We start from the raw sequence: 22,666 nt of genomic DNA, 5'->3' as shown, positions 1-22,666 counted from the left end.
GATGCTCGACACGACCCGTCCAGGCGTGCGCCAGCTCGGCTCCGCCATCGGCATGGCCGTCGCCCTCGTCGCCCTCTGGCTCGCGCCCGGCACCACGTCGGATCCCGCCGAGGTGCTCGCCGCGACCATCGTCGTCGCCGTCGCGACCGTCGCGGCCTTCGCGTTGCCGTGGCATCGCTGGCACGAGCGCTGGGTGCTCGTGCTGCCGCTCGTCTCGCTCGCCGCGTTCGCGCTGCTGCGGCTCGGCACCGGAGGATCCCAGTCCGTCTTCAGCTCGCTGCTCATCCTGCCGATCGTGTGGATCGCCGCGGAGCGCGGGCGCTCGATGGTCGCGGTGTGCGCCGCCGCGGCAGCGCTGGCGATGGCGCTGCCCTTCGTCGTCGGCGCCGAGTCGGTGCGCGACGCGCAGGTCGTGCGCGTCCTCTTCGCGCCGTTCGTCTTCGCCCTCATGGCCGGCGTCGTCAACGAGCTCGCGCGCCGCGCGCGCCAGCAGGTTGCCGAGGCGAGCGCGATCGCCGACGAGCGCGCCGCGATGCTCGCCGAGGCCGAGCGAGGCGAGGCGCGAGCCGCGCGAGCCGTCGACGAGCTGCGCGAGGCGGAGGCGTTCACCCGCAGCGTCTGGCTCGCCGTGACGCACCAGGCCGTCGTCATCACGGACCTCGAGGGCCGGGTCGTCGAGTGGAACCCCGGCGCCGAGCGCCTGCTGGGCGTCTCGCGGGACGAGGCCCGCGGACGGCTCGCCGTCGAGTTCCTGCGTCCCGGGCACGCGGGATGGGCGGGCGACCTGCGCTTCGAGGAGCTCGTGGGGCTCGCCGAGGAGGGCACGGTCGCCGACGGGCTGCGGCTGCGCGCAGCGGACGGTCGCACGGTGCCGGTCGACGTGACCTACTCCCGCCGGCTCGATCGCGACGGCGTGGCCCGCGGCTACATCCTCGTCGCCCACGACATGACCCAGGCCCACGACGCCGCTCGGCTGAAGGACGAGTTCGTCGGCACGGTCTCGCACGAGCTGCGCACGCCGCTCAGCTCGGTCCTCGGATACCTCGAGCTGCTGCGCGACGACGAGGCCGGGCTGAGCGACACCCAGCGGCACTACGTCGCGGTCGCCGAGCGCAACGCCAATCGGCTCCTCGGCCTCGTCGGCGACCTGCTGTTCGTCGCCCAGGTCGACGCGGGACGGTTCCCGATGCAGCCGACGCGCGTCGACCTCACGTCGATCGTGCGCGCGTCGGCGGAGTCGGCGCTGCCCCAGTCCTCCGCTCGCGACGTCGCGATCGTCGTCGACGTGCACGCGTCGCACGCGTGCGTCCACGGCGACGCGACGCGGCTCGCGCAGGCCGTCGACAACCTCGTGTCGAACGCCGTGAAGTTCACGCCGAAGGGCGGCACGGTGACGCTCGACCTCAGGCGCGACGGCGACGACGCGCTGCTCGCGGTCGTCGACACGGGGATGGGCATCCCTGCCGACGAGATGCAGCGGCTCTTCACGCGCTTCTTCCGCTCGACCACGGCGACGCGGCAGGCGGTCAAGGGCGTCGGCCTCGGCCTCACCATCACGCGAGCGATCGTCGAGGCGCACGGAGGCCGTCTCTCGGCGCACAGCGAGGAGGGGGTCGGCACGACCTTCGAGATGCGGCTGCCCACGCTCGACGACGAGGACCGTCCGGGGGACAAGACGAGCTGAGAGCGGTGCTATCGGCTGCCGGTCCGTCCCCCGTGGCCCTAGCATCCGGATTCATGACGAATGCTCCGTTCTTGACGATGATCGTCGGTTCGGATGCGGATGCTCGACGCCGGCTCGCGGCGCCCCTCGCCCACGATCCGTCCCTGCGCGTGCTCGAGGTCGACGACGTCGACGCGCTCGTCGCGCTCGCCGCCGCCAACGCTCCGCACGTCGTCCTCGGAGACGCCTCGCTCGTCGCCGACCGCGAGGTCGTGCGCGCCGTGCGACGCGTCGCGGCCCACGTGGGCATCGTCGTGCAGACGCACGACGCGATGCTCGAGGACGCGGTGCTCGCGCTGCGCGCGCGCGTCGACGAGTTCTTCCCGACGTCGCTGGAGCCGACGCGCCTCGCCGAGGTCGTGCTCGGGCTCGCCGAGCACGCGCAGCGGCGTCGCGACCTCGCCGCGCCGTCCGCGCTCGAGACGCCGCGCGAGGTGTCGGCACCGGCAGCCGGGGCCGACGCCGACGCCTAGACTCGAGGGCATGACGACCGTCGCCGACGTGCAGTCCGCCGTCGAGCGGCTCTGGCCCCGATCCGGCGCCGAGGACTGGGATGCCGTCGGCCTCGTCGCGGGCGATCCCGCCGACGAGGTGCGCCGGATCCTGCTCGCGGTCGACGCCGTGCTCGACACGGCCGCCGAGGCCGTCGCGACGGGCGCCGACCTGCTGCTCGTGCATCACCCGCTCCTCCTGCGCGGCGTCACGAGCGTCGCCGCCGACACCGGCAAGGGGCGCATCGTCACCGACCTCGTGCGCGCGCGCTGCGCGCTGCTCGCCGCGCACACGAACGCCGACGTCGTGGAGCGCGGCACGTCGGGCGAGCTCGCCCGCATCCTCGGGCTCGTCGACCAGCAGCCGATCGTCGCGAGCGCCCCGGGCGGCGACACGGGACTCGGGCGCGTCGGCATGCTGTCAGAGCCGACGACGCTCGGCCGGCTCGCGGAGGCGCTCGCACGCGCCCTCCCGTCGACCGCGAGCGGCATCCGCGTCGCGGGTGCGTTCGACCGGCCCGTCCAGCGCGTGGCGCTGTGCGGCGGCGCGGGCGACTCGCTCCTGGCGGAGCCCGCGGTCGTCGGCGCCGACGTGTACGTCACGAGCGACCTGCGGCACCATCCGGCATCCGATGCGCGCGAGCGCCACGCGCTCGGCATGGGGCCGGCCCTCGTCGACGTGTCGCACTGGGCGAGCGAATGGCTCTGGCTCGACGCCGCAGCAGAGCAGCTGCGCGCCGAGCTGCCGGGCGTCGAGGTCGCGGTGAGCGACCTCCGCACGGATCCGTGGGACTTCCAGGTGCCGCAGTGAGCACCACGACCGCATCACGCACCGCGACGACCCGTCGCGCGAAGGAGGACGCATGGCTCTGACTGCGAGCCCCGAGGATCAGCGACGGCTGCTCGACCTGCAGGACGTCGACACGCGCATCCGCCAGTTCGAGCACAAGGAGCGCACGCTGCAGTCGGACCCGGAGATCGCGGCGGCCGACGACGCGCTCGTCGGCCTCGACCGCACGGTGCTCGAGCGCCTCGGCGCCGTCGATGACCTCCAAGCCGAGGTCCGGCGCATCGAGGCCGACGTCGCCGTCGTCGAGGCGCGCGCGGCACGCAACCGCGAGCGGCTCCAGCAGACGTCCGACGCCAAGACGGCGACGGCGATGGAGCACGAGATCGCGACGCTCGACGCCCGCCGCAGCGACCTGGAGGACATCGAGCTCGAGGTCATGGAGCGGCTCGAGACGGCCGAGGCGGAGCTGCAGGCCGCTCGCGACGCGGCGCAGGCGGAGCGCGAGCGCCGCGAGCGCCTCGCCGCCGCCCGCGACCAGGGCCTCGCCGGCGTGCGCGTCGAGCTCGAGGCGGCCCGCAGCGACCGCGCGGCCGTCGAGGCCACGATCCCCGCCGACCTCCTCGCGCTCTACGAGCGGCAGCGCGCCCGCTACGGCCTCGGCGCGAGCCACCTCGAGCGCGGCATGTCGACGGCGAGCGGCGTGCAGCTGACGTCGGCCGAGCTCGCCGACGTGCGCCGTGCCGCGCCGGATGCCGTGCTGCTGTGCCCGTCGTCGTCGGCGATCCTCGTGCGCACCGAGGAGTCCGGCCTGTGACGAACGGCACCGCGACGCGCACGCTCGTCGTCGAGGCGGATGGGGGATCGCGCGGCAACCCGGGTCGCGCGGGCTCCGGCGCCGTCGTCATCGATCCGGCCACCGGCGAGCTGCTCGCGGAGGTCGGCACGTTCGTCGGCATCGCGACGAACAACCTCGCCGAGTATCGCGGCATGATCGAGGGCTGCCGCACGGCCCTCGCGATCGACCCGGACGCCGCCCTCGAGGTGCGCATGGACTCGAAGCTCGTCGTCGAGCAGATGTCGGGCCGCTGGAAGATCAAGCACCCCTCGATGGCCGAGCTCGCCCAGGAGGCCAGGCAGCTGCTGAGCGGCGTGCCGGTGCGGTTCACGTGGGTGCCGCGCGCCGAGAACGCGCGCGCGGACCGCATCGCCAACGAGGCCATGGACGCTGGTGCTTCGTTCGAGCGCCGCCACTGAGCCGGCCCCGCACCGGCCCGGTCGCTTCCCTCCGGGAGGGGTCGACTGCGTGCGCTGACGGGTCACCGGATGCCGCGACACGCCGCTCCGAGCGGCAGGGAGTGACCCCTCCCCGGCGCGGACGAGCCCACCGCATCCCCTATCCTCGTGAGCGGGACTGGTCGGCCAGGCGGCCGCGTCACCTTCGGGTGCCGAGGAACGTCCGGGCTCCGCAGAGCAAGGTGGTGGATAACGTCCACCCGGGGTGACCCGCGAGCAAGCGCAACAGAGAGCAGGTCCGCCGACCTCGGTCGGTCAGGAGTGAAACGGTGGTGCAAGAGACCACCAGCGTCGTGTGCGAGCACGGCGGCTAGGCAAGCCTCACCTGGAGCAAGACCAGACAGAAGGCCATGGGGCTGCTCGTCCCGCCTTCGGGTAGGTCGCTGGAGGCGTACGGCAACGTCCGCCCGAGAGAGATGGCCGTCCACGACAGAACCCGGCGTATCGGCCGGCCAGTCCCACCATCGCGCAGAGCGCTCGCGTACCGTGTCGCCATGACCGAGGAGACGCGCGACGACGATCTGCGATGGTTCCGCGGCGAGCGCGCCATCGAGCCGAGCGGTGCGGCGGCGCGGCGGCCGGGCATGCCGCCCGGCGACATGCCGCGCGGCGTCCGAGCCGTCGTGGTGCAGGGCGCCGTCGCCGGCGCCGCGCAGATCCTCGTCGGCACGGCCGGCGGCTGGCTGCTCGCCCGGGAGGTCGACGTCGTCCTCGGCATCGTCGTCGGCGCGATCGTGCTGATCGCCGGCGTGGCCTCGCTCGTCGGCGTGACGGCGCTCGCGCGCGGATCCGCGATCGCGTTCCGCATCTACGGCGGCCCGCTCGATCGCGACGTGCTCATGATCGGGCTGCAGGGATGGGCCCGGCAGCGGCTGCGCACGCCGGAGTCCCGTCGCTGGTTCCGTGCGCACGCCGACGCTCGCGCACGCATGAGGGGCGGGACGCCGCAGCGCCCCGCCCCCTGACCTGCTCGTGCGTCAGACGGTCGCGAGCTCGCGCTCCTCGACGGCCGCGGGCACGGGGGTGCGTCGCACGAAGCGCTTCAGCACGATGACGAGCCCTGCCGTGACGACGACCCCGACGGCGATGGCCACGAGGAACATCGGCCACGTGCCGTCCATGGCGAACATCACGAACACGCCGCCGTGCGGTGCCTGGCTCACGACGCCCGACGCCATCGCGATCGCGCCCGTCGTCGCGGCGCCGACGATCGAGGCGCCGATGACGCGCAGCGGGTCGGCGGCCGCGAAGGGGATGGCGCCCTCCGAGATGAACGAGGCGCCCAGCAGCCACGCCGCCTTGCCGTTCTCGCGCTCGGCGGCCGAGAAGAGGCGACGGTCGAGCACGGTGGCGAGGGCCATCGCGAGCGGCGGCACCATGCCGGCGGCCATCACGGCCGCCATGATCATCCACGGTCCGGGATTCTCGGGCGAGCCGTTCGCGAGGTTCGCCACGGCGAACGAGTACGCGACCTTGTTGATGGGTCCGCCGAGGTCGATCGCCATCATCGCGCCCAGGATGATGCCGAGCAGCACGACGCCGGTGCCCGAGAGCGAGTTCAGGAAGTCGCCGAGGCCGGTCGAGAGCGCCGCGATGGGACCGCCGAGCACGAGGACCATGAGGCCGGACGCGACGATGGAGGCGAGCAGCGGGATGAGCACGACGGGCATGAGGCCCGCGAGCCAGCGCGGCACGCTCCACGTGCCCATCCACCGGGCGACGACGCCGGCGAGGAGACCGCCGACGATGCCGCCGAGGAAGCCGGCGCCCATGAAGCCCGCGATCGAGCCCGCCACGAAGCCCGGCGCGATGCCCGGTCGATCGGCGAGGCCGTAGGCGATGTAGCCGGCGAGCGCAGGCACGAGGAACGCCATGGAGGCGCCGCCGATCGTGAACGCCACGCAGCCGAGGTAGTACAGCAGGCCCTCCGAGGGGAGGTTCCACAGCTGGTACGTCAGCGCGGTGTGCTGCGCGACGTTCTGGCCGGCGACGTCGCTCGCGAACGCGATCTCGTAGCCGCCCATGAGGAAGCCGAGCGCGAGCAGCAGGCCGCCGCCCGCGACGAACGGGATCATGTAGCTGACGCCCGTGAGGAGCACGCGCTTCAGCAGCGCGCCGAGCGACTCGTTCGCCGCCGGTGCCGCGGCTGCAGCAGCGGCCCCGCCGGCCACGCGCGGCGCGGCCGGGTCGTCCGCGGCCGCGAGCGCGCGGGTCACGAGCGCATCCGCCTCGTCGATGCCGCGCTTCACGGGCACCTGCACGACGGGCTTGCCTGCGAAGCGGCCCTTGTCGCGCACGTCGACGTCGACGGCGAAGATCACGGCGTCGGCGGCCGCGATGATCGCGGGGTCGAGCGGCTTCGAGCCCGCCGATCCCTGCGTCTCGACCGTCACGCGCACGCCGGCGCGCTCGCCGGCGGCCTTCAGCGCGTCGGCGGCCATGTACGTGTGGGCGATGCCCGTGGGGCACGCGGTGACGGCGACGAGCGAGCGTCCGCCCACGTCGACGGGCGCATCCGCCTCGTCGCGGTCGGCGACGGCGGCGTCGACGAGCGCGACGACCTCCTCGGGCGTCGCCGCCGTCCGGAGCGCCGCGGTGAACTCGTCGTCGACGAGGGACCCGGCGAGCCGCGACAGCACCTGCAGGTGCGTGTCGGCGGCGCCCTCCGGCGCGAGGATCATGAAGAGCACGTCTGCCGGCCCGTCGGGGGCGCCGAAGTCGACCGCGGGCGCGAGGCGCGCGAAGAAGAGGCCGGGCTCGGTCACGGCGGGGGTCTTGGCGTGCGGGATGGCGATGCCGCCGCCCATGCCGGTCGGCGCGAGCGCCTCGCGGGCGAGGACGTCGGCCGCGAGTGCGTCGGCGTCGCCGGCGCGACCGGCCGCGGCGACGAGGCCGGCGATCGTCGTGATGACCTCGTCCTTCGCGGCGCCGAGCGGGCGGTCCAACGAGACGAGCTGCGGGGTGATGACGGGCAACGCTGCTCCTAGCGGGTGGTGGCCTGGTGGCCGATGGGGTGGACGTCGACGCGGGTCGCGTCGGCCTGGCCGAGGGTCGGGATGCCGGTGCCCGGCAGTGCTGCCGCGGCGGATCCGTGGGCGACGGCCTGTGCGAGCCGAGCCGCATGGTCACGGCCGCGCTGCTCGGCGTGCAGGTAGCCCGCGAGCGTCGCGTCGCCGGCTCCGACGGTCGAGCGGACGACCGTCGGCGGGGGAGCGGCGCGCCAGCCGCCGTCCGCGGTGACGAGCGCGGCGCCGTGGGCGCCGAGCGTCAGGAGCACGGTGGGCACACGCCGCGCGAGCTCGCGTGCCGCGGCGATCGCCGCCTCCGGCTCGTCGAGCGCGTGCTGGTCGAGGCCGAGGAGTTCGGCGAGCTCGGCCTCGTTGGGCTTCACGAGGTCGACGCCGGCGTCGATCGCGGCGGCGAGCGCCGCACCCGAGGTGTCGACGGCGATGCGCGCGCCGTCCGACTGGCGCACGGCGGCCACGATCGCCGTGACGACGTCGGCGTCGGTGTCGGGCGGCAGGCTGCCGGCGAGCACGACCCACGCGGCGGTGCTGGCGAGCTCGTCGACCGCATCCAGCAGCGCCTCGCGCACGCGGCCGTCGACGGCGCCGCCGGACTCGTTGACCTTCGTCGTCGTGCCGTCGGGGTCCACGATCGTGAGGTTCTGCCGCACGGGCGCGTCGACGTGCACGGCGTGCGTCGGCACGTCGAGCCCGTCGAGCGCGGCCACGAGCCGGTCGTGCTGGTCGGCGACGACGATGGCGGTCGAAGCGGTGCCCGCCGCGAGGAGCGTGCGGGTGACGTTGACGCCCTTGCCGGCGGGCTCCTCGGTGGCGCGTCCCCGGGCGCGTGCGACGCCACCGACCTCGAGGGCGGCACCGAGCTCGACCGTGCGATCGATCGACGGGTGGAGGGTGATGGTGAGGATCATGCGACGTGCACCTCCGCGCCGGCGGCGCCGAGGGCGTTGGCGAGCGAGGGGTCGGGCTGCGCGTCGGTGACGACGACGTCGAGGTCGCCGAGCACGGCGAAGCGGCACAGCGTCGAGGCGCCGACCTTCGAGCCGTCGGCGAGGCACGCGACGCGACGGCCGGCGGCGACGATCGCGGCCTTCACGGCCGCCTCCTCGGGGTCGGGGGTCGTCAGCCCGTCGGCGTCGAGGCCGTTCGTGCCGAGCACGACGACGTCGGGGGTCATCGCCTGGATGGCGAGCAGGGTCTGGGCGCCGACGGCGGCGCCGGTGAGCTGCCGCAGGCGTCCGCCGATGACGTGCACCTCGATGGCGGGATGCCGCGACAGGATGGCGGCGACGGCGGGGGCGTGCGTCGCGACGACGAGGCGCGCCCCGACGTGCTGCGGCCAGCGCTGCACGAGCGCCTCGGCGAACGCGGCGGTCGTGGTGCCGGCGTCGACGAGCACGCTCGTCGCGCCGAGCGCGACGAGTCGCGTGGCCGCGAGGTCGGCGATCCGGCGCTTGCCGGACGCGTTCCGCGCGACGCGGTCGTCGACCGCCGACTCCACGAGGCTCACGCGCTCCGCGCTCACCGCGCCGCCGTGCACCCGCCGGGCGATGCCGGCCTCCTCGAGCGCGTCGAGGTCGCGGCGCACCGTCTCCTGCGTGATGGCGAGCTCGGCGGCGAGCTCGGTGACGAGCACGCGGCCCTCCGCGCGGATGCGCTGGGCGATGGCGTCGCGGCGCTGCACTGCCAGCATCGAGCCTCCTCGGTCGTGGGCACGACGATAGCAGGTGAACGCAGCAAAGCAAAGACAAACGCAGATTCTGCGTCTCGATGCGATCGAGGCGCGAGCGCGACAGGATGGCGGCAGGCATCCATCCGCGACGAGGAGCACGCGTGACGACGTACCGCAACGGCGAGATCTCCCACTGGGCGCACGTGACGCCGCGGCCGGCGCTGCGCACCGCCGCGGCGCTGGCGGGCGACGTCGACCTCCTCATCGTCGGCGCAGGGCTCACGGGGCTCTGGCTGGCCTACCACGCGCTCGTCGACGACCCCTCGACGCGCGTGCTCGTCGTCGAGGCCGAGCGGGTCGGCTACGGCGGCTCCGGACGCAACGGCGGCTGGCTGTCGCCGCTCGTCCCCGGCAACCGCGCGGTCTACGAGCGCTCGCGCGGCGTCGACGCCGTCCGCGCGTTCCAGCGCGCCATGCTCGGCGCCATCGACGACACGCTTGCGATCGTCGCGCGCGAGGGCATCGAGGCGGGCGCGGTGCGCGGCGGGCAGCTGCGCGTCGCCACGGGCCCGGCGGGGCTCGCGCGCCTGCGGGCCGAGCGCCTCGCCCACCTGCGATACGGTCTCGAGCCCGACGAGGCGGTGCTGCTCGGCGCCGGCGAGACGCGAGCCCGGATCGCCGTGGAGGGAGCGCTCGGCGGCCTCCTCCTGCCGGCGACGGCGCGCGTGCAGCCCGCCGCGCTCGTCGCGGGGCTCGCCGCAGCCGTCGAGGCGCGCGGCGGCACGATCGTGGAAGGGGTTCGCGCCGAGTCGCTCGAGCCCCGGCTGGTGCGCACGAGCCACGGCCCCGTCCGCACGCGCCATGCCATCGCGTGCACCGAGGCGTACTCCGGCCCGCTCGTCGGCGAGCGCGCCCTCATCCCCGTGCGCTCGTCGATGATCGTCACGACGCCGATCGCCGATGAGGACTGGGCGCGGATCGGCTGGGAGGGTCGGGAGTGCCTCGGCGACGCGGCGCACGCCTTCGTCTACGCCCAGCGCACCGACGACGGTCGCATCGCGATCGGCGGTCGCGGCTCGCCCTACGCGTACGACTCCGGGCTGCCGGGCGACGGCGCGATGCCCGTCTCGGTCATCCGCACGCTGCACGGTCGACTTCGCGCGATGCTGCCCGGCGTCCGCATGCCCGTCGCCCACGCCTGGCGCGGCGTCATCGGCGTCACGCGCGACTGGTGCGCGCGCGTGCACGTCGACGACGCCACCGGCATCGGTCACGCGTACGGCTACGCCGGTCACGGCGTGACGGCGACGAACCTCGCGGCGCAGACGCTGCTCGATCGCATCCGTGGCCGTTCCACTCCCCGCACGGCGCTGCCGTGGAACGACCACGACAGCGGCACGTGGGAGCCGGAGCCGCTCCGCTTCGTCGGCGTGCACGCGATGTACCGCATGCTCGGCGCCGCCGACGCGTGGGAGGAGCGCACCGGCATGCCGGAGACGGCGCTGCTCGCGCGGGTCGGCGGCCGGATCGCCGGCCTCGTCGAGTAGCGCCGGCTCGTCGTCGACGCCGTCGAGCCGCTACAGGCCGACCGCGAGTGCCGCGGCGCCCATGATGCCCGCGTTGTTGCGCAGCGTCGCCGGCACGATGGGCGTCTTCAGGTCGAGCAGCGGCAGGAACTTGTCCGACGACTTCGACACCCCGCCGCCGACGACGAACAGGTCGGGGGAGAAGATGAACTCGAGGTGCGCGTAGTAGCGCTGCAGCCGCGTCGCCCACTCCTCGTACGACAGCCCCTCGCTCTCGCGTGCGCGGTTCGACGCGCGCGACTCCGCGTCGTGGCCGTCGAGCTCGAGGTGGCCGAGCTCGGCGTTCGGCACGAGCACGCCCTTGTAGATGAGGGCGCCGCCGATGCCGGTGCCGAGCGTGGTGAGGATGACGAGTCCGTCGACGTCCTTCGCCGCACCCCAGTGGTCCTCGGCGATGCCGGCGGCGTCCGCGTCGTTGACGAAGTGGATGGGTCGACCCAGGTGCTGCTCGAAGAACGCCTCAGCCTCGAAGTCGATCCAGCGCTTGGAGACGTTCGCGGCGCTGAGCGTGCGACCGTGGCGCACGATAGCAGGGAAGGTGACGCCGACCGGCGTGGTCCGCTCGTCGTCGAGGCGGCCCACGAGCTCCACGACGACCTGGGCGATCGCCTCGGGCTCGCCGCCGTCGGGCGTCGGCAGCTTGATGCGGTCGCTCAGCAGCTCGCCCGAGCGCACGTCGACCAGCGCCGCCTTGATGCCGGTGCCGCCGATGTCGACGCCGATGGCCTGCTTCGGCGCCTTCGACTTCTTGTCCTTGCTCATGCGCTGGTCCTGCTCGTTCCTACGTCGTCGTGGTGGGGAGGGTGAGGATGTCGGCGCCGTCGTCGGTGACGGCGATCGTGTGCTCGAACTGGGCCGTGATGCTGCGGTCGCGCGTCACGGCCGTCCAGCCGTCCGCCCACGTCTCGTGGGCTGCGCCGCCGAGTGTGAGCATGGGCTCGATCGTGAACACCATGCCCGGCACGATCTCGGTGGCGTACTCGTCGGAGTCGTGGTGCGGGATGACGAGGCCGGAGTGGAACGAGGTGCCGACGCCGTGCCCCGTGAAGTCGCGCACGACGCCGTAGCCGAAGCGCGCCGCGTAGGACTCGATCGAGCGGCCGATGACGTTGACGCGCCGCCCTGGGCGCACGACGGCGATCGCGCGGCGCAGTGCCTCCTCGGTGCGATCGACGAGCGCGTCGACCTCGGGGGCGACGGCGCCGACGCGGAAGGTGCGGTTCGTGTCGCCGTGGACGCCGTCGAGGTACGCGGTGACGTCGACGTTGACGATGTCGCCCTCCTCGAGCACGGTGTCGTCGGGGATGCCGTGGCAGACGACCTCGTTGACGCTCGTGCACGACGAGCGCGGGTAGCCGCGGTAGCCGAGCGTCGAGGGATACGCGCCGTGATCGACGAGGTGGGCGTGCGCGATGCGGTCGAGGGCGTCGGTCGTGACGCCCGGCTCGACCGCGCGAGCGACCGCGTCGAGGGCGCCGGCGGCGACGCGACCCGCGGTTCGGATGCGCTCGATCGTCTTCGCGTCGTAGACGTCGCCGCCCACGTGCGCCGCAGGCGCGGGACGCCCCACGTACTCGGGCCGCGGGATGCTCGCGGGCACGACGGGAGCGGGCCCGACGACGCCGGGCACCAGGTGACCGGTCGCGTCCTTGGGCATAGGCTCCAGCATACGAAAGAGGGGACGATCATGGCCGAGTACTGGTACAACCTCGAGACCGGCGCCGTCGAGGAGGGCATGGTCTCGCCCAGCGTCGATCGGGCCGGTCCCTTCGCCACGGCCGAGGAGGCTGCGCGCGCGCCCGAGATCATCGAGGAGCGCTCGCGCCGATGGGCCGCGGAGGACGCCGCGGAGGACTGATCCGCAGGCGGGGCGCACCCTTCGGGGGCGCTCGCGGCGCTCGCTCCTCGGGACGCTGCGGAGGGACCACCGCGGCCCGGCCCTCTGATCGACTCGCGCCCGCCTCCCGAACCGCTTCTCGAGGCGCGCCCTTCGAGACGCTCGCTGCGCTCGCTCCTCAGGACCCGCGCAGCGAGCCGCGAAGGGAGCCCCAGACGCACCGGCTCGACGCGACCAGGCGCATGGCTGGGCGGGAGCGGCGGTCGCGTGGTCTCGTGACGCGTGCTCGCTCTCGCTCGCGCGCTCCTCGACCAGCGGCGGGTGGGCGGCATCCCCATCGTGGGTGGCTCCCCGCCAGCTGGTCGAGGAGGCCGCAGCCGAAGGCTGCAGCCGTCACGAGACCACGCGACGAGCCCGCGCGACGCGACCACGCGCATGGCTGCGTGGGAGCGGCGGTCGCGTGGTCTCGTGACGCGTGCTCGCTCTCGCTCGCGCGCTCCTCGACCAGCTGCGGGCGGGCGGCATCCCCATCGCGGGCGGTTCCCCCACCAGCCGGTCGAGGAGGCCCCGAGCCTTTGGGCGAGGAGCCGTCACGAGACCACGCGACGAGCCCGCCCGACGCGACCGCCCGCATGGCTGCGCAGGAGCGTCCCCACCCGCTCCTTGAGGTGCGAGCGCAGCGAGCCTCGAAAGGAGCACGCGACGCTCCCGACCCAGCCATCCGACTCATCCGAGCACGCCCTTCCTGAACCGCCCCTTGAGGTGCGAGCGCAGCGAGCCTCGAAAGGAGCACCGCACCCTCCCACTCCGGCCACCCGCCTGACCGTGCCGTCTCTCCCACCCGCTCCTTGAGGTGCGAGCGCAGCGAGCCTCGAAAGGAGCACCGGACCCTCCCGCTCCGGCCACCCGCCTGACCCGTGCCGTCTCTCCCAACCGCTCCTTGAGGTGCGAGCGCAGCGAGCCTCGAAAGGAGCACCGGACCCTCCCGACCCGGCCATCCACGCGCGGACTCCGTGTCGGTGGTCGCTGGCAGAGTCGGGTCATGGCGCAGGAGATCGACGGCACGGCACAGGGTCCCGACCCTGCCGCGCTGGCCGCGATCGAGGCCAACGCGCTCTCCCAGCTCGCCGCGCTCCGCTCCGGCAGGCAGGCGCTCGAGGCCTACGAGCTGCGCCTGCTCGCCTCCCTCGGCCATCTCGCGCTCGAGCGTGCCGGTAGTGGGTCGAGCGAGCGGTCGACGATGGAGCTGCGAGCGATCGCCGCCGAGATCGGCGTGCACGCACGCGTGTCGGATCGCGCGATCGAGCGGCAGATCGGCGACGCGATGCACCTGGTCGACACATGGCCGCTCGTGCTCGACGCGTTCGCCGACGGCCGCATCGGCCACGGGCACGTGCGCGCGATCACCGAGGCCGGCTCCGTCCTCGCCTCCACCGACGTCACCGCCGAGCAGCGGACCGCGTACGAGACCGCCATGGTCGCCCTCGCCGAGACGACGACGCCGGCCCGCGTCGCGAAGGCTGCACGGAAGGCAGCGGACGCGCAGCTGGTGGAGCCGCTCGTCGACCGCCACCGCGCCGCCCGCGACGACCGACGCGTGACCATCGAACCCGCCGACGACGGGATGGCGTGGATCGGCGCCTACGTCCCCGCCGTCCTCGCGCACGGCATCGACCACCGCCTCCGCGTCGGCGCCCGCGCCAAGCCCAAGGACGACCCGCGCACCATCGACCAATGGCGCGCCGACGCATTCTGCGAGCTCCTCCTCACCGGTAGCGGAGCGCCGGATGGCGCCACCCAGAGCGTCGGCGCCGACGATGCGACCGAGCACGCGAGGCTGCTCTCGACGATCCGCCCGGTCGTGCAGGTCACGATCCCCGTCACCACCCTCACCGGACACGACGACGCACCCGGCACGCTCGACGGCGCCCAGCCCATCGATGCCGAGACCGCCCGCATCCTCGCCGGCGTCGCAGCGACCTGGGAGCGGCTGCTCACCGACCCGATCCGCGGCACCGTCGTCGAGGTCGACACCTATCAGCCGACCGCAGCGCAGCGTCGGCTCCTCATCGCCCGCGACCAGCACTGCCGGTTCCCCGGCTGCGCATCCCACGCCCGCACCGCAGACCTCGACCACACCATCGCCTGGGACCACGGCGGCACCACGAGCATCGGCAACCTCGCCCACCTCTGCCGACGCCACCACACCCTCAAGCACGCCACCGCCTGGACCGTCCACCAACCCCGACCCGGCGAACTGCACTGGCGATCACCGCGCGGACAGACCTACCTCGACCGACCACCACCGACCGGACCCACCTTCACCGACGCCACGGTGGAGGGACGCGCCTCCGCGCGCACGCGCGACCCGCCCACGTCGTCGCTTCCGTTCTGACCCGCGTGCCGGCTCCGCGTCCTCGTGCGTCGCTCAGCCGGCGTCCACGATGCGCCGCAGCGTCCGCAGGTTGCGGGTCGTCGTGGCGTCCTTGCCGACGCGGGCGAGCGCGACGCCGATGGGGGAGTCGATCGTGTGCCCCTTCGGGTTCGACCAGTGCAGCACGCCGCCCGCGACCGCGACATCCTCGTCAGTCTCGGTCTCGGCGATGCGCTCGAGGACGCCGTCCTCGAGCGGGAAGACCACGTACGGCGTATGCGCGTCGTCCTCGGCGAACGGGTACGCGTCGACGATCGTCCGCAGTGCGGCGAGCGTCAGGCCGTGCACGCGGATCCGTCGGCCGTAGCGCTCCTCGAGCGCCGCCTCGGCCGTCCGGACGCCCGCCGCGACCGAGCGCGCGTCGACGATGGCGTTGCCGCTCGCGAGCACGGTCCGCACCTCGCCGAGCCCCGCGTCGCCGAGCAAGGCGCGCAGGTCCGCCGAGCGCACGGTCACGCCGCCGACGTTCACGCCGCGCAGCAGCAGCACGATGCGGGCCACGGGACTACTCGTACTCGTGCTCGGCCGACGGGTACGCGCCCGACTCGACGTCGGCCTTGAAGGCCTGCGCGGCCTCCGTGAGGGTCTGCGCGAGCTGCGCGTACTGCTTCACGAAGCGCGGCGTGCGCCCCGTCGTGAGCCCGGCCCAGTCGGTCCACACGAGCAGCTGCCCGTCGCAGTGCGGACCGGCGCCGACCGACAGCGTCGGGATCGACAGCGCCTCCGTGACGGCGGCCGCGGCATCCGAGGGCACCATCTCGAGCACCACGGCGAAGGCGCCGGCCTCCTCGACGGCGCGCGCGTCGCGCAGCAGCTGCTCTGCGCCCTCGTCGCCACGACCCTGGATCACGTGCCCGCCGAGGCCGTGCTCCGACTGCGGCGTGAAGCCGACGTGTCCCATGACGGGGATGCCGGCCTCGACGATGCGGCGGATCTTGTCGGCCGAGCGCTCGCCGCCCTCGAGCTTGACGGCGTGCGCGCCCGTCTCCTTCATGAAGCGGATCGCGGTGTGCAGCGCCTCCGACGCGTCGACCTCGTACGAGCCGAAGGGCATGTCGGCGACGACGAGCGCACGCTGGCACGAGCGCGCGACGGCGCGCGTGAGCGGGATGAGCTCGTCGACCGTCACGGGCAGCGTCGTGTCGTAGCCGAGCACGGTGTTGCCGGCGGAGTCGCCGACGAGCAGGAAGTCGATGCCCGCGCGATCGAAGATCTGCGCCGTGAGGGTGTCGTAGCTCGTGAGGCCCGTGATCTTGACGCCGTCGGCCTTCGCCTGGCGGAAGTGCCGCGTGCGGACCCGCTTGCGACCGGCGGCGGGGCTGGGCTGCGGGGCGCCCCCGTAGGGGCTCGACTCCTCTGGCATGCCGACGAGCCTACGCCGCGCATCCTCGCTGCCGGCTGCGCGGCGTCGTCTGCTTGGATCGACCCATGGATGCGTTCACGAGCGCCTACGCCCACGGATTCGCGCGCGTCGCCGCGTGCACGCTCCCGGTCGCGCTAGCGCAGCCCGCGACGAACGCCGAGCGCATCGCCGAGCGCGTCCGCGCGCTCGACGCCGAGGGCGTCGCCGTCGCCGTCTTCCCCGAGCTGTCGCTCTCGGGCTACGCGCTCGACGACCTGCACCTGCAGGACGTGCTCCTCGACGCCGTCGACCGCGCCGTCGTCGACCTCGCCGAGGCCACCGCCGACTGCACGCCGATCGTCGCCGTGGGTGCGCCGCTGCGCATCGGCTCGCGCGTGTTCAACTGCGCCGTCCTGCTGCATCGGGGCGTCGTGCTCGGCGTCGTCCCGAAGATGTCGCTGCCGAACTACCGCGAGTTCTACGAGCTGCGCTGGTTCGCGGAGGGCTCCCGCGCTCCGGCCGTCATCCAGCGGCCGCACTGGCCGGGCGCCGACGACGACGGCGAGCTGCCCTGCGGACCCGACCTCGTCGTCGTCGCCGACGACGTGCCAGGCCTCGCGGTGCACGCCGAGATCTGCGAGGACATGTGGGTGCCGGTGCCGCCGTCGTCGCTCGCCGCCCTCGCGGGCGCGACCGTGCTGCTCAACCTCTCCGCGTCGCCCATCACCGTCGGCCGCGCCGAGGACCGGCACCTCCTGGCCCGCTCCGCCTCGGCGCGCGCGAACGCCGTCTACGCGTACGCGGCGGCGAGCGAGGGGGAGTCGTCGACCGACCTGTCGTGGGACGGGATGACGATGGTCTACGAGATGGGCGACCTGCTGGGCGAGTCCGAGCGCTTCCCGTCCGGCCCCGCCGAGACCATCGTCGACGTCGACCTCGACCGGCTGCGGCAGGAGCGGATGCGGCAGGGCTCGTTCGACCAGAACGGCGCGATGATCGGCGTGCCCGGCGTGCGCGAGATCCACGTCGAGCTCGAGCCGACGAGCGCCGACATCGGCCTGCGGCGCGCCGTGGATCGCTTCCCGTTCGTGCCCGACGACCCGGCGCGCCTCGCCCTCGACTGCTACGAGGCCTACAACATCCAGGTCTCCGGGCTCGAGCAGCGCCTGCGCGCGCTGACGACCGACGCGTTCGCACCGCGCATCGTCATCGGCGTCTCCGGCGGCCTCGACTCGACGCACGCGCTCATCGTCGCCGCGAAGGCGCTCGAGCGGCTGGAGAGGCCCGTGACGGACATCCTCGCGTTCACGATGCCGGGCTTCGCGACGAGCGCGGGCACGCGCACGAACGCCATCGCGCTCATGGAGGCGCTCGGCGTCACGTGGGAGGAGCTCGACATCCGTCCCGTCGCGACGAGCCTGCTGCAGGCCATCGGGCACCCGGCCGGCGACGGCGAGCCCGTGTACGACGTGACGTTCGAGAACGTGCAGGCGGGGCTGCGCACCGACCTGCTGTTCCGCATCGCCAACCAGCGCGGCGGCATCGTGCTCGGCACGGGCGACCTGTCCGAGCTCGCGCTCGGCTGGTGCACGTACGGCGTCGGCGACCACATGTCCCACTACGGCGTGAACGGCGGCATCCCGAAGACCCTCATCCAGCACCTCATCCGCTGGGTCGTCGACACGGGGCAGTTCGGCGACGAGGTCGGCCGCGTGCTGACCGAGATCGTCGGCCAGGAGATCAGCCCCGAGCTCGTGCCGCAGACGGATGCGGGCGCGCTGCAGTCGACCGAGGACGCGATCGGGCCGTACGCGCTGCAGGACTTCACGCTCTTCCACGTGCTGCGACGCGGCTACCGTCCGTCGAAGATCGCGTTCCTCGCGATGCACGCGTGGGGCGACGCCACCCGTGGTGCGTGGCCCGTGGGCTATCCGGAGGCGAAGCGGGTCGCGTACGACCTGCCCACGATCCGCCGCTGGCTCGAGGTCTTCGTCCGCCGCTTCTTCCAGCATCAGTTCAAGCGGTCGGCGCTGCCGAACGGGCCGAAGGTCGTCGCGGGCGGCTCGCTGTCGCCGCGCGGCGACTGGCGGATGCCGTCGGATGCGAGCGCCGACGCCTGGCTCGCCGAGCTCGACGCGGCCCTGCCGACGGACGCCGAGGGCCCTGCGCCCCGATAGCCTGGAGCACACGCGAGGGAAGGGACCCGATGGACAAGCAGCGTGACTTCGTGCTCCGCACGATCGAGGAGCGCGGCGTCAAGTTCGTGCGCCTCTGGTTCACCGACGTGCTCGGCACGCTGAAGTCGGTCGCGATCGCCCCCGCGGAGGTCGAGAGCGCGTTCGCCGAGGGTCTCGGCATCGACGGCTCCTCGATCGAGGGGCTCACGACGGCGTCGGAGGCCGACGTCATCGCCCGCCCAGACCCGTCGACGTTCCAGGTGCTGCCGTGGCGCGGCGAGATCGACCCGACCGCCCGCATGTTCTGCGACATCCTCACGCCCGACGGCGAGGGGGCCGCGGCGGATCCGCGCAACGTGCTGAAGCGCGCGCTCGCCAAGGCCGGCGACCGCGGGTTCTCGTTCTACACGCACCCCGAGTGCGAGTTCTACCTGCTGCGCGATGCGGACCCGACGAACCCCGTGCCCGTCGACCAGGCCGGCTACTTCGACAACGTGCCCGGCGGCACCGCGAACGACTTCCGTCGCGCGAGCGTGCGGATGCTCGAGGACCTCGGCATCTCGGTCGAGTTCAGCCACCACGAGGCGGGCCCCGGCCAGAACGAGATCGACCTGCGCTACGCGGACGCGCTCACGACGGCCGACAACATCCAGACGTTCCGCACGGTCGTGAAGGAGGTCGCGATCGCGCAGGGCGTGCACGCGACCTTCATGCCGAAGCCGCTGCAGTCGAAGCCCGGCTCCGGCATGCACACGCACATGTCGCTCTTCGAGGGCGAGCAGAACGCGTTCCACGACCCCGCCGGCCAGTACCGGATCTCGAAGACGGGGCGGCAGTTCGTGGCCGGGCTGCTGCGCCACGCGCCGGAGTTCACCGCGGTGACGAACCAGTTCGTGAACTCGTACAAGCGCCTGTGGGCAGGCGACGAGGCGCCGAGCCACATCTCGTGGGGCCACAACAACCGCTCGGCCCTCGTGCGCGTGCCGCTGTCGAACAAGCCGTCGTCGGCGCGCGTCGAGTACCGCGGCATCGACGCGGCCGCGAATCCGTACCTCGCGTTCTCGGTCATGCTCGCCGCGGGCCTCAAGGGCATCGAGGAGGGCTACGAGCTGCCGGAGGAGGCGACGACGGAGGTGTGGAGCCTCACCGACAAGGAGCGCCGCGCACTCGGCTACGAGCCGCTGCCGTCGAGCCTCGACCGAGCGCTCGGGCTCATGGAGGACTCCGAGCTCGTCGCCGAGACGCTCGGCGAGCAGGTCTTCGACTTCTTCCTGCAGTCGAAGCGCGAGGACTGGCGTCGCTACCGCGCGCAGGTGACGCAGTACGAGCTCGAGGCCAACCTCACCCTGCTGTGACCCCTGCACGGCTGCGACGCGACACGGGACGCTGACCCGTGCGCGCCGAGACCACCACCTCGCGCCTCGCGCGCCTCGGATTCCGCTCGCCCAGCGAGGCGGCGCCGCTGCTCGACGAGGTCGCGGGCGTGCTCGGTCCCCGCGTCGACGACCTGCGGCTCGCGGCCGACCCCGACCGCGCGCTGCAGTCGTTCGCGCGCCTGCACCGGTCGGGCGTGCCGCTCGCCGCGACGCTCGACGATGCGGAGGCGGGTGCGTCGTTGCTGCGCGTGCTCGGCGCGTCCACGGGCCTCGCCGCCTGCATCGAGCGCGCGCCCGAGCTGCTCGAGGCGCTCGTGCCGCGAGCGCTGCCGGATGCGACGACGCTGCGCGAGCGGATGCTCGACGCCGTGGCCGACACCGGGCTGCCGCGCGCCGACGCCATCGTCGCGCTGCGACGCCGCTACCGCTGGCACCTCACCGAGATCGTCGCGTTCGACCTCGCGCAGCCCGATCCCGTCGCGCACGTGCAGGCGGTGAGCGCCGCGCTCGCCGACGCCGCGACCGCGGCGCTCGAGGCGAGCCTCGTCGTCGCGCGCCGCACGGTGGCCGCCCGGTTCGGCGCCGACGACGTCGCTGCGACGCGGCTCGCGATCATCGGCATGGGCAAGACCGGCGCGCGCGAGCTCAACGTGCTCAGCGACGTCGACGTCATCTGGGTGCACGCCGGCGACGGCGCGATCGGCGAGGAGCGCGCCGCGATGGTGGCGCAGGCCCTCGCTCGCGAGACGACCGCGGGCTGCATGGAGCCGTCGCGCGAGCCGATGCTGTGGGAGGTCGACGCCAACCTCCGCCCCGAGGGCAAGGACGGCGTGCTCACGCGCACGCTCGAGAGCCACGTCGCCTACTACGAGCGCTGGGCGAGGTCGTGGGAGTTCCAGGCGCTGCTCAAGGCGCGCGCCGTCGCCGGCGACGCCGACCTGGGCGCCGCCTACGAGCGGGCGGTGCGCTCGATGGTGTGGCAGTCGTCGTCCCGCGAGGGCTTCGTCGAGTCGGTGCAGCGCATGCGCGAGCGCGTGACCGACCACATCCCGGCCGACGAGGTCGACTGGCAGCTGAAGCTCGGCCCGGGCGGCCTGCGCGACGTGGAGTTCACGATCCAGCTGCTGCAGCTCGTGCACGGCGCGACGGACGAGCACGTGCGTCAGCGCGGCACGCTCGAGGCGATCGAGGCGCTGCTCGAGGCCGGCATGATCGGCAGGCTCGAGGCGAGCGAGTTCGCCGACGACTACCGGCTGCTGCGCGTGCTCGAGCATCGTGCGCAGCTCGCGCGACTGTCGCGCACGCACCTCATGCCCTCGGGCGAGGATGCGCAGCGGGCGATCGCGCGCGCCGCGGGCTTCGCCGATGCCGCGGCGATGCTCGAGCGCTGGAACGCGACGAAGCGTGAGGTCCGCAGGCTCCACGAGCGGCTCTTCTACCGTCCGCTGCTCGCGGCCGTCGCCTCGCTGCCCGATGGCTCGACGCAGCTGACGAGCGAGGCGGCGAGGGCGCGACTGGAGGCGAGCGGCTGGCGCGACCCGAAGGGCGCGCTCGACCAGATCGCCGCGCTGACGAACGGCGTGACGCGCCGCGCGCAGATCCAGCGGGTGCTGCTGCCGGTGCTCCTCCGGTGGCTGTCGGAGGGCCCCGACCCCGACATGGGGCTCCTCGCCTTCCGCAGGCTGTCGGAGGCGCTCGGCGAGTCGCCCTGGTACCTGCGGATGCTGCGCGACTCGGAGCTCGCGGCGCAGCGGCTCATGGCGGTGCTCTCGTCGTCGAGGCTCATCGCGACGCTGCTGGAGCGCATCCCGGAGGCGGCGCACTGGCTCGCCGACGAGACGCGCCTGCAGGCGCTCGCGCCCGTGACGCTCGCCGACGAGGCGCGCGCGATCGTCGAACGGCATCGCGACGACCGCGACGCGGCGCAGACCGCCTTGCGCACCCTGCGGCGGCGCGAGCTGCTGCGCGCCGCACTCGCCTCGTCGCTCGGGCTCGACGACGTGCTCGCCACAGGGGAGCGCCTCACGGGCATCGCCGCCGTCGCGATCGACGCCGCGCTCGACCTCGTCGGCGGCGACGTCGCGATCGGCGTCGTGAGCATGGGACGCACGGGCGGGCGGGAGATCGGCTTCGGCTCCGACGTCGACGTGCTGTGGGTGTGCCGCGACGAGGGGGACCTCGACGCTGCGATGCGCGCCGTGCGCGCCGCGAGCGACGTCGTGCAGGACCCGTTCGTGAAGTTCGAGCTCGACGCTGGGCTGCGACCGGAGGGGCGTCAGGGCCCCCTCGTGCGCACGCTCGCCTCCTACGCGGCGTACTACGAGCGCTGGGGCGAGGTGTGGGAGCGTCAGGCGCTGCTGCGGGCCGCGCCGTTCGCCGGCGACCGGGCGCTCGCCGACGCGCTGCTCGCCGTCGTCGCGCGCGTGCGCGATCGCGGCGGGCTCTCGACGGCCGACGCCCGTGAGATCCGTCGCATCAAGGCGCGCGTCGAGGCCGAGCGCCTGCCGCAGAACGCGGATCGCACCCGTCACCTCAAGCTCGGTCGCGGCTCGCTCAGCGACGTCGAGTGGCTCGTGCAGCTGCTGCAGCTGCAGCAGCCCGCGGACGATCCGCGCGCCCGGCACGCGACGACGCTGCAGGCGCTGTCCGGGCTCGTCGAGGCAGAGGCGATCTCGGCGCGCGATGCCGCGATCCTGCGCCGAGCGTGGCTGCTGGCGTCGCGGCTGCGCAACGCGCTCGCCCTCGCGCAGGCACGCACGATCGACCTGCTGCCGACCGATCGGGGGCAGCTCGAGACCGTCGCGCGGCTCATGGGACGCCCCGCGGGGAGCGCGGGCGCGCTCGAGGAGGAGTACCTGCGCGCGACGCGACTCGCGCGCAAGGTCTTCGACGACCGCTTCTGGGGCTGAGCGGCCCAGCCGA

At 73.8% G+C, this 22,666-nt stretch carries 19 protein-coding genes and 1 other RNA gene; 13 read left to right on the top strand and 7 right to left on the bottom strand.

Annotated elements, in window-relative coordinates; all coding sequences use genetic code 11:
- Position 1: 1 nt before the first annotated feature.
- From C1N71_RS14955 to C1N71_RS08095, 7 genes are all read left to right on the top strand, one after another.
- The gene (locus C1N71_RS14955) at positions 2 to 1,684 is read left to right on the top strand and encodes a sensor histidine kinase (RefSeq protein ID WP_175414151.1); all 1,683 of its coding nucleotides are present in this window, start codon (positions 2 to 4) and stop codon (positions 1,682 to 1,684) included.
- 53 nt (positions 1,685 to 1,737) lie between these two features.
- A complete protein-coding gene (locus C1N71_RS08120) occupies positions 1,738 to 2,196 on the top strand; it encodes a hypothetical protein (RefSeq protein WP_137755933.1) in 459 nt (152 codons plus the stop codon).
- A 10-nt stretch (positions 2,197 to 2,206) separates the two neighbouring features.
- Positions 2,207 to 3,025: a Nif3-like dinuclear metal center hexameric protein gene (locus tag C1N71_RS08115; RefSeq protein ID WP_137755932.1), complete on the top strand. Its 819-nt coding sequence runs from the start codon at positions 2,207 to 2,209 to the stop codon at positions 3,023 to 3,025.
- Between the two features lie 52 nt (positions 3,026 to 3,077).
- Positions 3,078 to 3,818, top strand: a complete 741-nt coding sequence (locus C1N71_RS08110) for a zinc ribbon domain-containing protein (protein ID WP_137755931.1) — start codon at positions 3,078 to 3,080, stop codon at positions 3,816 to 3,818.
- A complete protein-coding gene (locus C1N71_RS08105; RefSeq protein ID WP_137755930.1) occupies positions 3,815 to 4,258 on the top strand; it encodes a reverse transcriptase-like protein in 444 nt (147 codons plus the stop codon). Before C1N71_RS08110 ends, C1N71_RS08105 begins: the two co-directional genes overlap by 4 nt.
- Before the next feature lie 157 nt (positions 4,259 to 4,415).
- Positions 4,416 to 4,757: RNase P RNA component class A (rnpB, locus tag C1N71_RS08100), an RNA gene on the top strand.
- Positions 4,758 to 4,791: 34 nt separating this feature from the next.
- Positions 4,792 to 5,262, top strand: a complete 471-nt coding sequence (locus C1N71_RS08095; RefSeq protein ID WP_137755929.1) for a hypothetical protein — start codon at positions 4,792 to 4,794, stop codon at positions 5,260 to 5,262.
- A 12-nt stretch (positions 5,263 to 5,274) separates the two neighbouring features.
- Here C1N71_RS08095 and C1N71_RS08090 read toward each other — a convergent pair whose 3' ends face one another.
- Genes C1N71_RS08090 through C1N71_RS08080 form a run of 3 tightly spaced genes read right to left on the bottom strand, consistent with a single transcriptional unit; the run spans position 5,275 to position 9,013 of the window.
- On the bottom strand, positions 5,275 to 7,272 hold the full coding sequence (locus C1N71_RS08090; protein WP_137755928.1) for a PTS fructose transporter subunit IIABC: 1,998 nt from the start codon (positions 7,270 to 7,272) through the stop codon (positions 5,275 to 5,277).
- 8 nt (positions 7,273 to 7,280) lie between these two features.
- A complete protein-coding gene (locus C1N71_RS08085) occupies positions 7,281 to 8,231 on the bottom strand; it encodes a 1-phosphofructokinase family hexose kinase (RefSeq protein WP_137755927.1) in 951 nt (316 codons plus the stop codon).
- On the bottom strand, positions 8,228 to 9,013 hold the full coding sequence (locus tag C1N71_RS08080; RefSeq protein WP_137755926.1) for a DeoR/GlpR family DNA-binding transcription regulator: 786 nt from the start codon (positions 9,011 to 9,013) through the stop codon (positions 8,228 to 8,230). Before C1N71_RS08080 ends, C1N71_RS08085 begins: the two co-directional genes overlap by 4 nt.
- 140 nt (positions 9,014 to 9,153) lie before the next feature.
- Between C1N71_RS08080 and C1N71_RS08075 the strand changes: the two genes are divergently transcribed.
- Complete coding sequence (locus tag C1N71_RS08075) at positions 9,154 to 10,539, top strand: NAD(P)/FAD-dependent oxidoreductase (RefSeq protein ID WP_254677945.1); 1,386 nt, start codon at positions 9,154 to 9,156, stop codon at positions 10,537 to 10,539.
- Between the two features lie 30 nt (positions 10,540 to 10,569).
- Here the strand turns inward: C1N71_RS08075 and ppgK are convergent, their stop codons facing one another.
- The gene (gene ppgK, locus C1N71_RS08070; RefSeq protein ID WP_137755924.1) at positions 10,570 to 11,340 is read right to left on the bottom strand and encodes a polyphosphate--glucose phosphotransferase; all 771 of its coding nucleotides are present in this window, start codon (positions 11,338 to 11,340) and stop codon (positions 10,570 to 10,572) included.
- Positions 11,341 to 11,359: 19 nt separating this feature from the next.
- A complete protein-coding gene (gene map / locus C1N71_RS08065) occupies positions 11,360 to 12,235 on the bottom strand; it encodes a type I methionyl aminopeptidase (RefSeq protein WP_137755923.1) in 876 nt (291 codons plus the stop codon).
- Positions 12,236 to 12,265: 30 nt separating this feature from the next.
- Between map and C1N71_RS08060 the strand changes: the two genes are divergently transcribed.
- Positions 12,266 to 12,436: an SPOR domain-containing protein gene (locus tag C1N71_RS08060; protein ID WP_137755922.1), complete on the top strand. Its 171-nt coding sequence runs from the start codon at positions 12,266 to 12,268 to the stop codon at positions 12,434 to 12,436.
- Positions 12,437 to 13,457: 1,021 nt separating this feature from the next.
- Positions 13,458 to 14,810 carry an HNH endonuclease signature motif containing protein gene (locus C1N71_RS08055; protein WP_137755921.1) on the top strand — a complete coding sequence of 451 codons (1,353 nt, stop codon included), beginning with the start codon at positions 13,458 to 13,460 and terminating at the stop codon, positions 14,808 to 14,810.
- A gap of 33 nt (positions 14,811 to 14,843) precedes the next feature.
- Here the strand turns inward: C1N71_RS08055 and C1N71_RS08050 are convergent, their stop codons facing one another.
- Positions 14,844 to 15,350 carry a DUF1697 domain-containing protein gene (locus tag C1N71_RS08050; RefSeq protein ID WP_137755920.1) on the bottom strand — a complete coding sequence of 169 codons (507 nt, stop codon included), beginning with the start codon at positions 15,348 to 15,350 and terminating at the stop codon, positions 14,844 to 14,846.
- A 4-nt stretch (positions 15,351 to 15,354) separates the two neighbouring features.
- Positions 15,355 to 16,212: a 3-methyl-2-oxobutanoate hydroxymethyltransferase gene (gene panB / locus C1N71_RS08045; RefSeq protein ID WP_137755919.1), complete on the bottom strand. Its 858-nt coding sequence runs from the start codon at positions 16,210 to 16,212 to the stop codon at positions 15,355 to 15,357.
- 65 nt (positions 16,213 to 16,277) lie between these two features.
- On the opposite strand from panB, the gene C1N71_RS08040 reads away from it, so the two are divergent.
- The 3 genes from C1N71_RS08040 to C1N71_RS08030 are packed head-to-tail and all read left to right on the top strand — an operon-like array spanning position 16,278 to position 22,653.
- Positions 16,278 to 18,368, top strand: coding sequence for an NAD(+) synthase (locus tag C1N71_RS08040; protein ID WP_137755918.1), 2,091 nt, complete (start codon positions 16,278 to 16,280; stop codon positions 18,366 to 18,368).
- A gap of 29 nt (positions 18,369 to 18,397) precedes the next feature.
- Complete coding sequence (locus tag C1N71_RS08035) at positions 18,398 to 19,723, top strand: glutamine synthetase family protein (RefSeq protein ID WP_137755917.1); 1,326 nt, start codon at positions 18,398 to 18,400, stop codon at positions 19,721 to 19,723.
- Between the two features lie 38 nt (positions 19,724 to 19,761).
- On the top strand, positions 19,762 to 22,653 hold the full coding sequence (locus tag C1N71_RS08030; RefSeq protein ID WP_137755916.1) for a bifunctional [glutamine synthetase] adenylyltransferase/[glutamine synthetase]-adenylyl-L-tyrosine phosphorylase: 2,892 nt from the start codon (positions 19,762 to 19,764) through the stop codon (positions 22,651 to 22,653).
- Positions 22,654 to 22,666 lie beyond the last annotated feature (13 nt).

It is taken from the genome of Agrococcus sp. SGAir0287, from assembly GCF_005484985.1.
Taxonomy (GTDB): domain Bacteria; phylum Actinomycetota; class Actinomycetes; order Actinomycetales; family Microbacteriaceae; genus Agrococcus.
The sequence above is the reverse complement of the archived record's forward strand: the minus strand, read 5'-3'. Positions and strand labels throughout refer to the sequence as shown.

Excerpts from the sequence above, each read along its gene's own strand:
- C1N71_RS14955 (WP_175414151.1), top strand. The coding sequence starts at position 2 with ATGCTCGACACGACCCGTCCAGGCGTGCGCCAGCTCGGCTCCGCCATC.
- C1N71_RS08120 (WP_137755933.1), top strand. The coding sequence starts at position 1,738 with ATGACGAATGCTCCGTTCTTGACGATGATCGTCGGTTCGGATGCGGAT.
- C1N71_RS08115 (WP_137755932.1), top strand. The coding sequence starts at position 2,207 with ATGACGACCGTCGCCGACGTGCAGTCCGCCGTCGAGCGGCTCTGGCCC.
- C1N71_RS08110 (WP_137755931.1), top strand. The coding sequence starts at position 3,078 with ATGGCTCTGACTGCGAGCCCCGAGGATCAGCGACGGCTGCTCGACCTG.
- C1N71_RS08095 (WP_137755929.1), top strand. The coding sequence starts at position 4,792 with ATGACCGAGGAGACGCGCGACGACGATCTGCGATGGTTCCGCGGCGAG.
- C1N71_RS08085 (WP_137755927.1), bottom strand. The coding sequence starts at position 8,231 with ATGATCCTCACCATCACCCTCCACCCGTCGATCGATCGCACGGTCGAG.
- C1N71_RS08080 (WP_137755926.1), bottom strand. The coding sequence starts at position 9,013 with ATGCTGGCAGTGCAGCGCCGCGACGCCATCGCCCAGCGCATCCGCGCG.
- ppgK (WP_137755924.1), bottom strand. The coding sequence starts at position 11,340 with ATGAGCAAGGACAAGAAGTCGAAGGCGCCGAAGCAGGCCATCGGCGTC.
- map (WP_137755923.1), bottom strand. The coding sequence starts at position 12,235 with ATGCCCAAGGACGCGACCGGTCACCTGGTGCCCGGCGTCGTCGGGCCC.
- C1N71_RS08060 (WP_137755922.1), top strand. The coding sequence starts at position 12,266 with ATGGCCGAGTACTGGTACAACCTCGAGACCGGCGCCGTCGAGGAGGGC.
- C1N71_RS08055 (WP_137755921.1), top strand. The coding sequence starts at position 13,458 with ATGGCGCAGGAGATCGACGGCACGGCACAGGGTCCCGACCCTGCCGCG.
- panB (WP_137755919.1), bottom strand. The coding sequence starts at position 16,212 with ATGCCAGAGGAGTCGAGCCCCTACGGGGGCGCCCCGCAGCCCAGCCCC.
- C1N71_RS08040 (WP_137755918.1), top strand. The coding sequence starts at position 16,278 with ATGGATGCGTTCACGAGCGCCTACGCCCACGGATTCGCGCGCGTCGCC.
- C1N71_RS08035 (WP_137755917.1), top strand. The coding sequence starts at position 18,398 with ATGGACAAGCAGCGTGACTTCGTGCTCCGCACGATCGAGGAGCGCGGC.